Here is a 14,061-nt window from a genome sequence, read left to right as displayed (position 1 = left end):
TTTTGTTTTAGGTATTTTTCGAGCTCTTTTTTGGCTTGCTCGTGATTTTTTATAAAATCGGCATGCGCATTTTTATCGCAGAAATTCGTTGCTACAAATATACCGTAAGCGGGGATTTGAAATTTTTGCGCGACTTTGAGGACGGCAAAAAATTCCATATTTTCTAAAAAATATCCGCAATCAAAAAGCTCATGAGCCAAATTTTGATCGGTCGTGATGAAATTTGAGGAGTTTACCTTGCATGTTCCACGTGGAACAACAGAAGCAATTTCCCCCTCTATCGGCGAATAGCTCTTGTTTTCTAGGCTTGAAATTTCGATATTTGCCGCGGCCGAACTCTCGTAAATTTCAAAAACTTCACCATCTTTGTAAAGTCCTGCCGAGCCTACGAAAATGATTTCTCTCGGCAATGCGTTTAAAATCTTATCCGAGTTTTGTGAGGATTTCGCGCTTTGCAAAATAGGCGAATCTATCAAATTTAGCCTCTCGTCAGGCTGCTGCTTAGCCGTCAAATTTTGCTCATATCTGCCGCTACTATCAACCATGACTCGCTTTTGCAAAATCGTCGTCAAATTTATGCTCATATCCACTAGCCCCACACCCATCGGTAGCGCAAATGAAAATATCTCATTACGTCCCGCCGAAATAATCACGCCACGCCCTTTTGTGCGCTAAATTTGAGTTCAAATTTCACAGCCTAACCTCGATGCCTTGCTCCCGCAAATATGTCTTAAGTGCCTTGATTTCGATCTCTCTAAAGTGAAAGATAGAGGCTGCCAAGCATGCGTCCGCGCCCGCTAAAAATGCGTCTTTAAAATGCTCCATTTTTCCCGCGCCGCCGCTTGCGATGACGGGGATATCAAGCGCGCTGAAAATTCGCGTCAAATTTAGCTCAAATCCATTTTTAACGCCGTCGCAGTCCATTGACGTGAGTAAAATTTCGCCTGCACCGCGCTCCTGCGCCTCTTTCGCCCAAGCAAGCGCATCCCTGCCGGTATCCAGCCTACCGCCGTTTATAAAAACGCTGTAACCGCAAAGCTCGCTATTTTGGGCTAAAATTTCATCCTGCGAATCGCTTGAAATTCTGCTCAAATTCTGCGTTGCGTCGCGTAAATCGCCGCGCGAAATTTCACTCGAATTTCGTTTTGCGTCGATCGCGACGACGACGCACTGCGAGCCGAATTTATTCGCCGCCTCGTCTATCAAATCAGGATTTTTTATCGCAGCAGAGTTGAGGCTGATTTTATCGCAGCCGACGTTTAGCAGGCGCGAGATATCGTCGATCGTGCGGATGCCGCCGCCCACGGTCAGCGGGATAAAAAGCTCGCGCGCGACACGTTCTACGACGTCGACGATCGTATCGCGCTCAAGGTGCGACGCCGTGATATCGAGGAAGCACAACTCATCCGCGCCCTTCTCGTTGTAGCGTTTGGCTATCTCGACCGGATCGCCCGCATCCACGAGACCTACGAAATTTACGCCCTTTACCACCCGTCCATCTTTGACGTCAAGGCACGGGATTATGCGTTTTGCGAATCTATTCAAAGCAGCCCTTCGGAATAAAATTTTTTATGATTTTAGCCAAATTTTACTTAACATAATGACTTTATAAGTAAAATTTGGCTAGACTTTCGCGATGATTAGGGCGAAAAAAGAGTTTGGGCAAAATTTTTTAAAAGACGAAGCCGTTTTAAGCAAGATCATCCAAGCGATTCCCGAGAACATGCAAAATGTCGTTGAAATCGGGGCTGGCTTAGGTGATTTAACTCGCAAGCTTTTGGAATTTCATAGATTAAAAAGTTTCGAGATAGATGAAGATTTATATCAAATTTTAAGCGCTAAATTTGCGCAGCAGATCGCTAGCGGCGAGCTTGAGCTCGTTTTGGGCGATGCTTTGCGGATTTGGCAGCAGCGGGGTCTTGGCTGCGGCGAATATTTTTTGGTCGCAAATTTGCCCTACTACGTCGCTACAAAGATGATTTTGCAGGCGATCGACGATGAGTTGTGCAGCGGATTTTTGGTGATGATCCAAAAGGAGGTCGCTTTAAAATTCTGTGCTAGAGCCGGGCAGAGTGATTTTAGCGCCCTTTCGATTCTGGCCGATTTTGCGGGCGACTGCGAGCTTTTGTTTGACGTTGAGCCCGGCTGCTTCGAGCCCGCGCCGAAGGTAACTTCGTCGGTGATCAGGCTCGTAAAAGGTAAAAATTTTAAGCCCGGTGTCGAGGAAGGCGCGGAGAGTCTCGGCGTAAAAAGTTGCGCCCATTTCCAAAGTCTCGATGAATACGAGAAATTTAAAAGCTTTTTGCGCGTATCTTTCAGTGCGCCGCGAAAGACGCTTATTAAAAATTTAAGCGCAAAATTTGATAGAGGCTTAGCTGAAGAGATCTTTTTAAATTTGAAAATTCCGCCCACAGTTCGGGCGCACGAGTTAAATTCCACCTTTTTTTTAGAAATTTTTAAAAATTTAAAGGTAAAAGATGGAAGAAAACAGAAATGAAAACGGCGTCGAACGACTCAAAAAAAGCAATCGCTACAAAAAACGCAAGGAAAATCTAAAAAAATCTATCGCAAGCGAAGGCTCTGCGGGCGATGTGGAATTCGGCGGCGAGCACGAAAACGGCTCTCGCAAAAACAAAGGCGCGAAAAACGGGCAAAATTCCGTTCGTTCAAAGGGTTCAAAAAACAGCTCTCGCAACGGATCGAATTCTGTGGGTGGCGCGTCAAATGGCGGTTTAAACGCTGCGCATTCAAACGGCGCGAATGGTGCGCATTTCGGCGGCGCATACCCAAAAAACAACGAAAACGGCGCGGGCGGTTCAAATTTAAACCGCGACGGTCGTGCAAAATCAAATAGCAGCAGCGCAAAAGGCGCAAATCCTAGCGCCGCAGACGATGCAAGCTCCTCAGACGCTCAGAAAAAGAAAAAGCATAAAAAGCGCTCAAATATGCCAAAAAGTCTTACTGGCAACGAGCCGTGGCAAAAGGCGATGGACGATGCGATCGCGCAAAACAAGCTGATCCACGAGGAGCGCCTGCACCCGCTTAAAGACGCTAATCGCAGCGATGAGACGGTGCGTATCACGCCGCTTGGCGGACTGGGCGAGATCGGCGCGAATATGACCGTTTTTGAGACCAATACGAGTGCGATCATCGTCGATGTGGGCATGAGCTTTCCGGAGGAGAGTATGCTTGGCGTGGACATTTTAATCCCCGATTTTGATTATGTCCGCAAGATAAAAAATAAGATCAAAGGCATCCTCATCACCCACGCGCATGAGGATCATATCGGCGCGATGCCATATTTTTTCAAAGAATTTCAATTCCCGATCTACGCTACACCGCTTCCTTTAGGGATGATAAGCAATAAATTTGAAGAGCACGGCCTTAAAGCCGAGCGCAGCTACTTCCGCCCCGTACAGAAGCGCCAGCTCTATCAGATCGGCGATTTTGAGGTTGAGTTTATTCATATAACGCACTCGATCATCGACGCAAGCGCGCTTGCGATCACGACGAAGGCAGGCACGATCATCCACACGGGCGATTTTAAGATCGACCACACGCCGATCGACGGCTATCCGACCGATCTGAACCGCCTTGCGTATTACGGCGATCGCGGCGTTATGCTTTTGATGAGCGATAGCACAAACTCGCACAAAGAAGGAATCACAAAGTCTGAAAGCTCGGTAGGAAAGACCTTTGATACGATATTCTCAAGCTGTAAGGGGCGAGTGATAATGAGTACCTTCAGCTCAAACATCCACCGCGTCTATCAGGCTATAGAGCGCGGCGTAAAATACGGCCGCAAGGTCTGCGTCATCGGACGAAGCATGGAGCGAAATTTATTTACTGCGATGGAGCTTGGCTACGTAAATTTAGACAAAAAGATCTTCGTCGATGCTGATCAGGTCTCCAAATACCCAGATAATGAGGTTTTGATCGTAACTACCGGTTCGCAGGGCGAGACGATGAGCGCGCTGTACCGCATGGCGACGGACGAGCACAAATACATTAAAATCAAATCCACCGATCAGGTAATCATCAGCGCCAAAGCAATCCCCGGCAACGAAAGCAGCGTCTCAACTGTGCTTAACTACCTGCTAAAAAGCGGCGCAAAGGTCGCGTATCAGGACTTCAGCGAGATACACGTAAGCGGGCACGCCTCGATCGAGGAGCAAAAACTCATGCTGCGCTTGATAAAGCCAAAATTTTTCCTACCCGTACACGGTGAGTACAACCACATCGTAAAGCACAAAGAGACCGCGATGGAGTGCGGTATCGAGGAGAAAAATATCTATCTGATGAACGACGGCGATCAGATGGAGGTTTGCGAAAAATATCTAAAGCGCGTCAAGACTGTCAAGACGGGCAAGGTCTTCATCGACAACCAGATCAACAAGCAGATCTCCGACGAAATCGTCAAACACCGCCAAAATTTAGCCGATGCGGGCGTCGCGGTCATCATCGCGCAGATCGACAAAAACGAAAAGAGGCTCATCCAAACGCGCGTCATCACCTATGGGCTCGTCGCCGATAATCAAACGGCGCACTTTACCAAGGAGATGCAGGGCATTATCGAGCAGTTTTTAGCAAATTTAAAAGATGAAATTTTGCTCGATCACTGGGCGCTGGAGGGCAAGATCCGCCAGGCCGTGCGAAAGCACATCTTTAGAAAGATCAAAAAATATCCGACCATCGTGCCGGTGATTTATTTGATGTAAGCGCGGCTAAATTTAGCGCGCAAAGAGGCTTTGATCTGCGGCGGGCGAGTGAAATTTTAATGGCGCCGGTTAGCGCTCGGGCGTGAAATTTTGCGATGTGAGCGGGCTTTGCAGCGTGAAATTTTAAAGTGAAGAGTTAAAATTTTAAGAGTAAAATTTCGGTGTAAAGCGAAATTTAAAGAGCGTCTAGCAAGCTCGCGGCGAGTAGGTAGGGGGCGCGCGATTTTGTAGGTTAGAATTTTTTATGGCGTAAATTTTAAGGTGCGAAATTTTAGCTAGCGCAAATTTAGGCGCGGCGCAAAATGAAGGCAAATTTAAAAAGAAGGTTGAATGAGTGAAATTTTAGATACGGCACGAGAGGTGCTGAGGCTCGAAGGAGCGGAGCTTTTGCGGCATGTGGATCTTATCGGTAGCGAAATTGAGCGAGCCGTAAGTCTGATCCTTGCTTGCAAGGGCAAGGTAATCGTCACCGGCGTGGGCAAGAGCGGACATGTGGGCGCCAAGATCGCCGCGACGCTTGCCAGCACCGGTACGCCGTCGTTTTTTGTCCACCCTACCGAGGCACTGCACGGCGATCTGGGTATGATCGGTAAGGACGATATGGTGCTTGCGATCAGCTTTAGCGGCGAGAGCGAGGAGCTGGTTAGAATTTTACCTCACCTCAAACGCTTCGGCGTGAAGATCATTGCGATGGCGCGCGATAAAAACAGCTCGCTCGGCAAGGTTAGCGATGAGTTCATAAGCCTAAATATCGTCAAAGAGGCTTGTCCCCTAGGCGCCGCGCCGACGGTTTCTACGACGCTAACACTTGCGTTAGGCGACGCGTTAGCGATCTGTTTGATGAGGCAGCGTAGATTCGGCAAAGAGGATTTTGCAAATTTCCATCCCGGCGGAAGCCTCGGCAAGCGGCTTTTTGTCAAAGTAAAAGATGTGATGCAAAGCAAAAATTTGCCGCTCGCAAGACGTAACGCCAGCCTAAAACAAGCTATCGACGTTATGACGCACGGAAAGCTCGGCACCGTTTTGTTAGTGGATGAAAAGGGCGCGCTTGAGGCGATCCTAAGCGACGGCGATCTGCGCCGCGCACTGATGCGAGAGGATTTTGACATCAATGACGGCGCGCTAAAATATGCCACCAAAAATCCTAAAATGCTGGACGATAAAAATATGCTCGCAATAGATGCGCTAAATTTGATCGAGCAATTTAAAATCCAAGTCCTGCCCGTAGTCGAAAACGGCGTGCCTGCGGGGATCTTGCATATCCATGATCTAACGAGCCTGGGGCTAAAATAATGCAAAAGATGCGTCTGAATAAATTTATCTCCCACAACACCGGCTACTCACGCCGTGAGGCGGACGAGCTGATCAAGCAGGGCAAGGTTAGCATTAACGGTCGCGTCGTTAGCGATTTTATAGAGGTTAGCGGCGAGGAGAAGATCCGCATAGGCTCGCGCCTCATTAAGCCTAAGACGGAATTCACGATGATCGTTTATAACAAACGCAAAGGCGAGTTAGTTACTAAAAAGGACGATCGCGGCAGGCGGACGATTTACGATAGCTTGCCTGAGGGATTTAGTAGATTTGTTAGCGTAGGGCGTTTGGATTTTGCAAGCGAGGGGCTTTTGCTGCTGACCGATGCGCCCGCGATCGCTACGGCGCTGATGAACAGCGACATCGAGCGGGAGTACTATCTAAAGGTAAAAGGTGAGGTGGAGGATGAGGTGGTAACGGCGATCCGCGAGGGCTTTTTCGCCGCAGACGCAAGCAAGGGCGCGCACGCCAAAAGCAAGATCAAATCGATGGAATTTAAGCCCTTTTTGGGCTACCGCATAATGCCTAGCAGCGGCGGCTATACGAAGATCAAAGCGATCATCAACGAAGGTCAAAATCGCGAGTTGCGTAGATTTTTCGGCTACTTCGATCTAGACGTCGTGGAACTTAAGCGCACGGCATTCGGTAGGATGACGCTTGGAACGCTAAAGCCCGGCAAATGGCGCTATTTCAATCAGAGCGAATACGAAGATCTGCGCGATTTTCTGAAAGAAAACAAAATCCGCTATTAAATTTAAGAAAAGAGGCGAAATGAGCTCAAAGACAAACGCCGCGCGCGTACTGGACGGTCTGAAAATCCCCTACGAGATTAAAGAATATGCGGTTGATCCTTTAAATTTAGACGCGGTGCATGTTGCAAACAGCGTGAGCGAGCCGATCGAGCGGGTTTATAAAACAATAGTCTGTACGGCGGATCACGAATACGTCGTGGCCTGCCTGCAAGGTGATCTAAATTTGGACCTCAAGGCGCTCGCGCATCTCTGCGGGGCAAAGCGCTGCGAGCTGATGGATTTGAAGGATTTGCAAAAGGTCACGGGCTACGTCAGGGGCGGTTGCTCGCCGCTTGGGATGAAAAAGCACTTCCGCACTTTCATCGATGAAAAAGCGCTAACGCAGGAGAAAATTTACGTTAGCGCGGGCGTGCGCGGAAAACAGATTGCCCTCGCGCCGAAGGACCTCGCAGTCGCGACCGAGGCGCAAATTTGTAAAATTACTCACGACTAACGAGGCGTTACTTTTTGCCACCGCTTGTATAAGTAACGCCTGTGGCAATCTAGGCAAAATTTGCACTGCGAAATTTAGACTTTTAAATTTAGCGTTGCGCCATTTATTAAAACGAGCTTCTGGCGCCGAGAAAATACGAATCAAATAAATTTCGTAAAATTTTATTGTTAAAATTCTAAGTGCCGCACACCGCAAAATAGCTCAAACGAGATGACGAGCACGCGGGGCACGAAGCAAGCCTATTTAAAACCGCATGCTTTGCACCCGCTGTATTTTGCTCGCTATAAAATTTAGCCTTGCAACGCTCGGCATTATTTGCGATAAAATTTTAAAATTTTATCGCAAATTTCCTACTCTAGCGCCTATTTTTTGAAAAGCTCAGAAACGTTCGGAGCTTGCTTTTCTTGCTCACTGGCGGCGAAAAATTCTGCCTTGGCGAAGTTAAAAACGCTAGCGATGATGTTAGTAGGAAACATCTCGCAAGCGTTATTATAAACCGTAACGGCACCGTTATAAGCGCGGCGTGCGGCACTGATCTGCTCCTCGCACTCGCCTAACGCGTTTTGTAGCTTGGCAAACGATTCGTTAGCCTTGAGATTCGGATACGCCTCTACCGCAATGCGGATCTGCCCCAAAAGAGCCGAAATTTCGCTATTTAGCTTAAATTTATCCGCGTTAGAAGCCGCGTTGATCGCTTGCGAGCGAAGTTCGCTAACGCGCGTTAGCACGGAGTTTTCGTGGCTCATATATTCGCGCGTGGCGCTAACTAAATTTGGGATGAGGTCGTAGCGCTTTTTAAGCTGCGTATCAACGGTAGAGGCGATATTTCGCACCTGGTTACGCTTGGCGATGAACGAGTTATAAACGCCCACTAACGCCAAAACTAACAAAACTATGACGACTAATAAAATCAAAGCTGCATTCATTTTCTCTCCTTTTAAAGTGTTTCAATTAAAAATAAGAATATTTAGCTATACTTCCCATTTCTTTCGTGTCAAGGTAGCTCAGCTGGTTAGAGCGCTGGTCTCATAAGCCGGAGGTCGAGAGTTCAAGTCTCTCTCTTGACACCATCTTCAAATTACCTTTAAGAGTGCAACGGCATCTCAAAAAAGTTCGAGATTATATCTTACTTATACTTGAAAAATAATGAAAATTGGCAAAAGCATAAAATTTATCTTATTGGCGTGTCTTTATGCAACCTAAATTCAAATGCTCGCCAAGATAAAATTCGCTCTTAATTGCCGGCAATTAGGTGAGTGTCTTGGCTAGTCTAAAACACAAAAGCTCATTTTATAGTATAATTTTCTCAAAAATACAAAAGGTCATTCATGCTTAAATATTTAGAGCTAGGCATTTGCGGCACCGACTTAAAGCCCTCGCATCCTTTTATCGGCTCGGCGATCAGGGGCGCTTTTGGATATGCTCTTAGAAAGGCGAGTTGTCCTTTCGTAAGTGCAAGCTGCGAGAAATGCGACATCTTCGGCGAATGTGCGTATAATGAATTTTTTGAAAATGTATCCGATACGCCAAATTTCAGGCTAGATATCGATCTTAATCAAAAGAGCTTTGATTTTAAAATTTTACTTTTTGAGCACGCCGCGTGCTACCTGCCTCACGTCGCTATCGCTATTGCAAATATGCAAGAAATCGGGCTTGAGGTAAGCAGACGCAAGTTTAAATTTTCAAATTTTACTCTAAACGGCGAAATCGTAGAGCCTAAATCTCTACTTTCAAATAAAGTTGAAATGCTAAATTTCACGCCCGATTTTGCTGCGGGCGATTATGAAATTTCGCTTCTTACTCCGCTTCGTATAAAGCAAAAAAACGTCCTCGTCCGCTGCGAGATCGACTTTAAGTCCTTTATCCGTCAAATCGCTATGAGATTTGAGAACATAACGGGCAGGGCTATAGATAAATTCGAGGTAAAATTCCGCCGCTTCGAGCAGGATTTGTGCTTTTACGACATCAATCGCTACTCAAACCGCCAGCACACCAAGATGCAATTTGGCGGCGTGATCGGATGGATGCGAGTTTTCGGGCTTGATGAGCGCTCGGTAAAGCTTTTGCAACTCGCCCAAATTACCGGAGTCGGCAAAAGCACGGTTTTCGGACTAGGCAAGATAAGGGCAGAGCGGATTTAAATTGTACCGCAGAATTCAAATTTTGCCGCGAGTTACAGAGCGGATAAATTTCGCCGTGGGTTACGGTATCGGCGCGTTTTGCTCGATATTTACTAGCTAAATGCAATGACAAGGAGGCGTCATGTTTGATCTAAACTTAGAGGATATTTTTACCGCAGGCGCCTTTGAATACGCGCTAAAAAGGCTAAAGCGCACGGCTTTAGGGCTTGACGGACTTAGCGCTGATGATATTTGCACGGACGTATTTTATGCCGAGCTAAAGGACGAAATTTTTAGTCTTTCATATTCGCCTCAGCCCTTAAAACGAGCATTTATCCCCAAAGAAAACAAAGACGAGCTGCGCAAGCTTGCCATCCCCTCGCTAAAAGATAAATTTGCGCAAAATATCCTCACTCGCGAGCTTTCAGGCTATTTTGATAAAAGCTTTTCAAACCGCTCTTATGCTTATCGAAACGGCAAATTCTATGCTAACACGATCTTTCGCGCTCGCGATTTTTTTAAAATTTTCAGCTTCGCCGTCAAAACCGACATCAAAGATTTCTTTGAAAATATCGATCACGAAAAATTGCTTGAAATTTTACGCGCAAACATTCGCGACTCCCGTATCATTAGGCTCGTCGAGCTTTGGATCAAAAACGGAATTTTTGAGCGCTTTGATTACCGCGCTCATGCAAAAGGCGTTCATCAAGGAGACGTCCTAAGCCCGCTACTTTCGAATATCTACCTAAATCAAATGGATAAATTTTTAGAAAACTCGGGCGTAGAATTCGTCAGATACGCCGATGATTTCGTTATGTTTTTTGTTTCATATGAAGCCGCCGAGAGAGGGCTTACGCGCCTGAAAGATTTTTTAAAAACCATAAGCTTATCTCTAAACGAAGCCAAAACCTCCATTCACGGCAAAGATAGCGAATTTGCCTTTTTGGGCGTAAGCTTTAAGGGCGCAAATTTAAGTATCGGCGAGGAAAAATTTAAGCGCATTCTAGCCAAGCTCGCAGGCTCTGCCAAAAAGCAAGCGATAAGCCAAAGCGTAGAAAATTTAAACGCCTATGTGTATCATCTAAAAGCCATTTCGCTTAAGCTTTTCTCGTCTTCGCAAAAAGATAGGTTTTGCTTGCATTTTGGCGAGGTCGTAACGAGCCTAATACGCAGATTTCTAAAAACCGCAGACAAGCGGACGCTAGCAGAAGCCTTAATCAACCTAAACTTCCCTTACGAGCCAGGCAAAACGGCTAAAAAGGCTAAAATTCTAACCTACTTTAAAAACGCCAAGCGTCCCGCCGTCAAATCCGTCCAAAACGCCCTTGAGGCTAAAAAGCGCGAATACCTAAAAACCTTCTCGCAAAGCTCCGTTATCCACATCACGACGCCTTTTTACTTCCTCGCTCTGTCGCAAGGAAAGCTCGTGCTAAAAAGCAAAGGCGCTATCAAGCACAAATTCCCCATAAATCAAATCAGCCAGATCATCATAAACGCTCAAATTTCGCTTAGCTCCGCCGTCATCAAAGAGTGTGCCAAAAAGAAAATTTCCATAAATTTTATCGACGAAAAGACTAATCTTAGCTACGCCACGCTCATTAGCGCAAATTCCGCCATACCCAAAACCGCCGCTTCGCAAATTTCGCTGTTAACGACTAAAAAATCGCTCCGCATCGCCCAGCAGTTTATCATCGGCAAGCTAAAAAATCAGATCAACTATCTAAAATATCTAGGCAAATACCATAAAAATCTAGGCGCCGAAATTAAAGCGATGCAAGAAATTTTAAAGCTCCGCGTCCCTGGCGCCGCAAGCGTAAGCGAGCTTATGGGCTTTGAAGGAAGCGCCGCAAACTCCTACTGGCAGGCTATCGCAAAAGCGATCGACTACGAGTTTGGCTTTAGTGCGCGAGTGACGCAGGGCGCTATCGACATCGTAAATTCTGCTCTAAACTATGGCTATGCGATCCTCTATTCAAAAATTTTAAAATCCATCGCCGCTGCGGGTCTCTCGCCTCATGTCTCATACCTACACGCACTCGATGAGCAAAAGCCCACTCTTGCCTTCGATCTCATCGAGGAATTTCGAGCCTTCATCGTCGATCGCGCCATAATCTCGATGGTGAATAAAAACGAGCCCTTTGAGATAAAAGACGGGCTCCTGTCCGTTTCGACCAGACAAAATATCGCCAAAAACGTAAACGAAAAGCTCTTCGCTTATACCGAGTATCGCGGCGAGAAGCTAAAAGCACAGGACATTATAGACAAGCAGGCCGTACGCCCTGAAAAACGCCGTAACGCAAAACGAAAAATATAAGCCTTTCATAGGGAGATTTCAATGAATTTAATCATCTGCTACGACGTCTGCGAGACTAAGCGCCGCAACAAGCTCGCCGCCCTGCTGGAGGGCTACGGGCTGCGGGCGAACTACTCGGTGTTTGAGCTTGACGTTTCCGAGCGCGAATACATCTTGATAAAAGAACGCATTGCCCGCATAATCGAGCCCAAAACCGACAAAGTCCTTTTCTACCGCATCTGCAAAACCTGTATGGCTAAAAGCGAGAGTCTAGGCGAGGGCGAGATCTTTCGCTCTCCTAACACCTACGTCTAAGCCCCGATCCTGCGGATTTGATTTTCGGACTTTTCTTAAATTTAAAATTTCGAATTTAGCGCATTTTTATATTTTATTAAGTTTGAAAATCTCCGCAAACCTAAAATTTCGCTCGCGCCAAAAACCATTTCTCGGACTTCCATCATTTCGCCTATTCATAAAGCCCCATTTTTAGGACTTTTTGCGTTCGCGGAATTTAGTAGAAATTCGAAAAAGCTCTAAAATTTCATTTTTGCTTTTTGATTTTCGGACTTTTGTGCTTACGCCAATACCGTTAAATTCATACTTTTAAGCCATCCCTAAGCAAATACCTTGAAATTTGAAATTAATTTTTCGCCCCTTTCTCGGACTTTTTCGCGTTTTGTGATATAATGGCACTCGCAAATAGTTCTTTAAAAACTCATTGTCAATTTTAATGCGGCTTTTGGGCTATTTGATTAGAATTTCCCCGATTTAGGGGATTGAAACGTACCGCTCCAACAGTAGGGGCGATGACAGCTGGATCTTTATTTGATTAGAATTTCCCCGATCTAGGGGATTGAAACATTAAAACGGATGGGATATACTTGTGAGCAGGGGTGGTAATCTGATTAGAATTTCCCCGATCTAGGGGATTGAAACATGGATACGATCTCTATCGCTCCTTCTTTTAGCGGGATATAATCTGATTAGAATTTCCCCGATCTAGGGGATTGAAACGAATTCGGCGACGTAACCAACTCTGATATAAATGGGAATCTGATTAGAATTTCCCCGATCTAGGGGATTGAAACACTTAACATTTTTTCTCCTTAAAAAATAAAATAGCATTTGATTAGAATTTCCCCGATCTAGGGGATTGAAACCGACATCTGTGGATATACCCAATCATTAAACTCTTGAATTTGATTAGAATTTCCCCGATTTAGGGGATTGAAACCTTTACTGCGTTACGCATTTTGTACTCCTTGATAAAATTTGATTAGAATTTCCCTGATTTAGGGGATTGAAACGCTTTTATAAGAATATAGCCTTCAGCTTCGGCTATTATTTGATTAGAATTTCCCCGATTTAGGGGATTGAAACACTACAATGTCTCCGTTTTGAACCACCATATCAGACGAAGCTTCAGAATCTGATTAGAATTTCCCCGATCTAGGGGATTAGGGCAAATGAGTTTTGTCTCGTATGATGCTGTGTGATCACGCTGATTTGATTAAATTTCAAGGTATACGACTAAAATTTAATGGATTTTTTAAAAGCACTCCGTAAATTGACAGAATTTGACAACTAAACTCCCTATAATCACGCTCAAAGTTGATATGGCGGGTTTGAATTCTATGAGTAATTTTGTTATTTTTCGAAAAAGAATTTTAAAACAAAGGAGAAAGTATGAAAATTTTGTTTAAAGTGTTTTTACTCGGTTTGATCGGAGTTGTATTTTCCGGTTGTTTTATCGTAATGCCGCCTGATAAAGAAACGGTAATGGCTCAGCAACTGGATGTTTGGTGTATTCTTAGAGAGAATAAGGATAAGGAAAGATATGAGGAATCTAAACGTAAGGCGGAGTCGTTCCTTGATAAAGATAAATATGGAGATAGAGTTCAAATAGCTCCGAGAGGAGAGTATAGCGTTTCGCTATTAGATAGAGCTTTTAGTGGTGACAATCACCCGGGACTATACTGGCGTGAATATGGTTTGGTGTATAAGCCGATAACTTGCGATAGGGAAAATAAAAAGCTTAATATGGTTGTAGAGATTACACCTCATAAAGTTAAAGCTCAGAATGAGAAAGATGGAAAAAACGAAGACGCTTATACCTTTATTAACTTTTTAAAAGAGCGAACGGCTCAATTGCTTTATTCTTCTAAGGAGATCGGAGAACTAATGGAATTAGGTTCATCGCTTGATCTAGTTTTTATTGATTATGAAACAAGAAAAGAGATCGATAAAAGTACTTATGATTTTGCGGGCTACAAAGCGTATAATGAAAAGTAGGTATAAGTTCAACTACCTGACAATTGATTATCGAGTATTCGCCGCGAGAGTTAAATAAGATAGCTAATTTTTGCTTTGCTTC

Annotated in this window: 12 protein-coding genes, 1 tRNA gene and 1 CRISPR repeat array; of the genes, 10 read left to right on the top strand and 3 right to left on the bottom strand. The window is 45.2% G+C overall.

Going from position 1 to position 14,061, the window contains the following annotated elements:
* Together Q0369_RS10840 and hisF are read right to left on the bottom strand one after the other, a co-directional pair.
* On the bottom strand, window positions 1–653 hold a 653-nt coding region (locus tag Q0369_RS10840; RefSeq protein WP_298099825.1), incomplete at its 3' end, for a purine-nucleoside phosphorylase.
* 37 nt (window positions 654–690) lie between these two features.
* On the bottom strand, window positions 691–1,545 hold the full coding sequence (hisF, locus tag Q0369_RS10835; protein ID WP_298099822.1) for an imidazole glycerol phosphate synthase subunit HisF: 855 nt from the start codon (window positions 1,543–1,545) through the stop codon (window positions 691–693).
* 91 nt (window positions 1,546–1,636) lie between these two features.
* Between hisF and rsmA the strand changes: the two genes are divergently transcribed.
* The 5 genes from rsmA (at window position 1,637) to ybaK (ending at window position 7,274) form a co-directional block, all read left to right on the top strand.
* Window positions 1,637–2,497, top strand: a complete 861-nt coding sequence (gene rsmA, locus Q0369_RS10830; RefSeq protein WP_298099818.1) for a 16S rRNA (adenine(1518)-N(6)/adenine(1519)-N(6))-dimethyltransferase RsmA — start codon at window positions 1,637–1,639, stop codon at window positions 2,495–2,497.
* Window positions 2,478–4,718, top strand: a complete 2,241-nt coding sequence (locus Q0369_RS10825; protein ID WP_298099815.1) for a ribonuclease J — start codon at window positions 2,478–2,480, stop codon at window positions 4,716–4,718. Before rsmA ends, Q0369_RS10825 begins: the two co-directional genes overlap by 20 nt.
* Before the next feature lie 330 nt (window positions 4,719–5,048).
* The gene (locus tag Q0369_RS10820; RefSeq protein ID WP_298099812.1) at window positions 5,049–6,011 is read left to right on the top strand and encodes a KpsF/GutQ family sugar-phosphate isomerase; all 963 of its coding nucleotides are present in this window, start codon (window positions 5,049–5,051) and stop codon (window positions 6,009–6,011) included.
* A complete protein-coding gene (locus Q0369_RS10815; protein WP_298099810.1) occupies window positions 6,011–6,781 on the top strand; it encodes a pseudouridine synthase in 771 nt (256 codons plus the stop codon). Before Q0369_RS10820 ends, Q0369_RS10815 begins: the two co-directional genes overlap by 1 nt.
* A gap of 19 nt (window positions 6,782–6,800) precedes the next feature.
* The gene (gene ybaK, locus Q0369_RS10810) at window positions 6,801–7,274 is read left to right on the top strand and encodes a Cys-tRNA(Pro) deacylase (protein WP_298099807.1); all 474 of its coding nucleotides are present in this window, start codon (window positions 6,801–6,803) and stop codon (window positions 7,272–7,274) included.
* A 362-nt stretch (window positions 7,275–7,636) separates the two neighbouring features.
* Here ybaK and Q0369_RS10805 read toward each other — a convergent pair whose 3' ends face one another.
* Window positions 7,637–8,200 (bottom strand): LemA family protein, encoded by a 564-nt coding sequence (locus tag Q0369_RS10805; RefSeq protein ID WP_298099805.1) that lies wholly within the window; start codon window positions 8,198–8,200, stop codon window positions 7,637–7,639.
* A gap of 67 nt (window positions 8,201–8,267) precedes the next feature.
* Here Q0369_RS10805 and Q0369_RS10800 point away from each other — a divergent pair.
* The 5 genes from Q0369_RS10800 to Q0369_RS10780 all read left to right on the top strand — a co-directional run bounded on the left by Q0369_RS10800 (window position 8,268) and on the right by Q0369_RS10780 (window position 13,979).
* Window positions 8,268–8,344, top strand: a tRNA-Met gene (locus tag Q0369_RS10800).
* A gap of 258 nt (window positions 8,345–8,602) precedes the next feature.
* Entirely contained in the window at window positions 8,603–9,415 is an 813-nt protein-coding gene (gene cas6 / locus Q0369_RS10795) for a CRISPR system precrRNA processing endoribonuclease RAMP protein Cas6 (RefSeq protein ID WP_298099802.1), read from the top strand.
* A 121-nt stretch (window positions 9,416–9,536) separates the two neighbouring features.
* On the top strand, window positions 9,537–11,708 hold the full coding sequence (gene cas1, locus Q0369_RS10790; protein ID WP_298099799.1) for a CRISPR-associated endonuclease Cas1: 2,172 nt from the start codon (window positions 9,537–9,539) through the stop codon (window positions 11,706–11,708).
* Window positions 11,709–11,729: 21 nt separating this feature from the next.
* Window positions 11,730–12,002, top strand: coding sequence for a CRISPR-associated endonuclease Cas2 (cas2, locus tag Q0369_RS10785; RefSeq protein ID WP_298099796.1), 273 nt, complete (start codon window positions 11,730–11,732; stop codon window positions 12,000–12,002).
* Window positions 12,003–12,433: 431 nt separating this feature from the next.
* Window positions 12,434–13,151: a CRISPR direct-repeat array (repeat unit 34 nt; unit sequence TGATTAGAATTTCCCCGATCTAGGGGATTGAAAC).
* 222 nt (window positions 13,152–13,373) lie between these two features.
* Window positions 13,374–13,979 (top strand): hypothetical protein, encoded by a 606-nt coding sequence (locus tag Q0369_RS10780; RefSeq protein WP_298099792.1) that lies wholly within the window; start codon window positions 13,374–13,376, stop codon window positions 13,977–13,979.
* Window positions 13,980–14,061 lie beyond the last annotated feature (82 nt).

Origin of the sequence: uncultured Campylobacter sp. (assembly GCF_938030685.1) — a bacterium.
GTDB lineage: Bacteria > Campylobacterota > Campylobacteria > Campylobacterales > Campylobacteraceae > Campylobacter_B.
The sequence above is the reverse complement of the archived record's forward strand: the minus strand, read 5'-3'. Positions and strand labels throughout refer to the sequence as shown.

Coding starts and splice junctions, on each gene's coding strand:
- rsmA (WP_298099818.1), top strand. CDS start 1,637: ATGATTAGGGCGAAAAAAGAGTTTGGGCAAAATTTTTTAAAAGACGAA.
- Q0369_RS10825 (WP_298099815.1), top strand. CDS start 2,478: ATGGAAGAAAACAGAAATGAAAACGGCGTCGAACGACTCAAAAAAAGC.
- Q0369_RS10820 (WP_298099812.1), top strand. CDS start 5,049: ATGAGTGAAATTTTAGATACGGCACGAGAGGTGCTGAGGCTCGAAGGA.
- Q0369_RS10815 (WP_298099810.1), top strand. CDS start 6,011: ATGCAAAAGATGCGTCTGAATAAATTTATCTCCCACAACACCGGCTAC.
- ybaK (WP_298099807.1), top strand. CDS start 6,801: ATGAGCTCAAAGACAAACGCCGCGCGCGTACTGGACGGTCTGAAAATC.
- Q0369_RS10805 (WP_298099805.1), bottom strand. CDS start 8,200: ATGAATGCAGCTTTGATTTTATTAGTCGTCATAGTTTTGTTAGTTTTG.
- cas6 (WP_298099802.1), top strand. CDS start 8,603: ATGCTTAAATATTTAGAGCTAGGCATTTGCGGCACCGACTTAAAGCCC.
- cas1 (WP_298099799.1), top strand. CDS start 9,537: ATGTTTGATCTAAACTTAGAGGATATTTTTACCGCAGGCGCCTTTGAA.
- cas2 (WP_298099796.1), top strand. CDS start 11,730: ATGAATTTAATCATCTGCTACGACGTCTGCGAGACTAAGCGCCGCAAC.
- Q0369_RS10780 (WP_298099792.1), top strand. CDS start 13,374: ATGAAAATTTTGTTTAAAGTGTTTTTACTCGGTTTGATCGGAGTTGTA.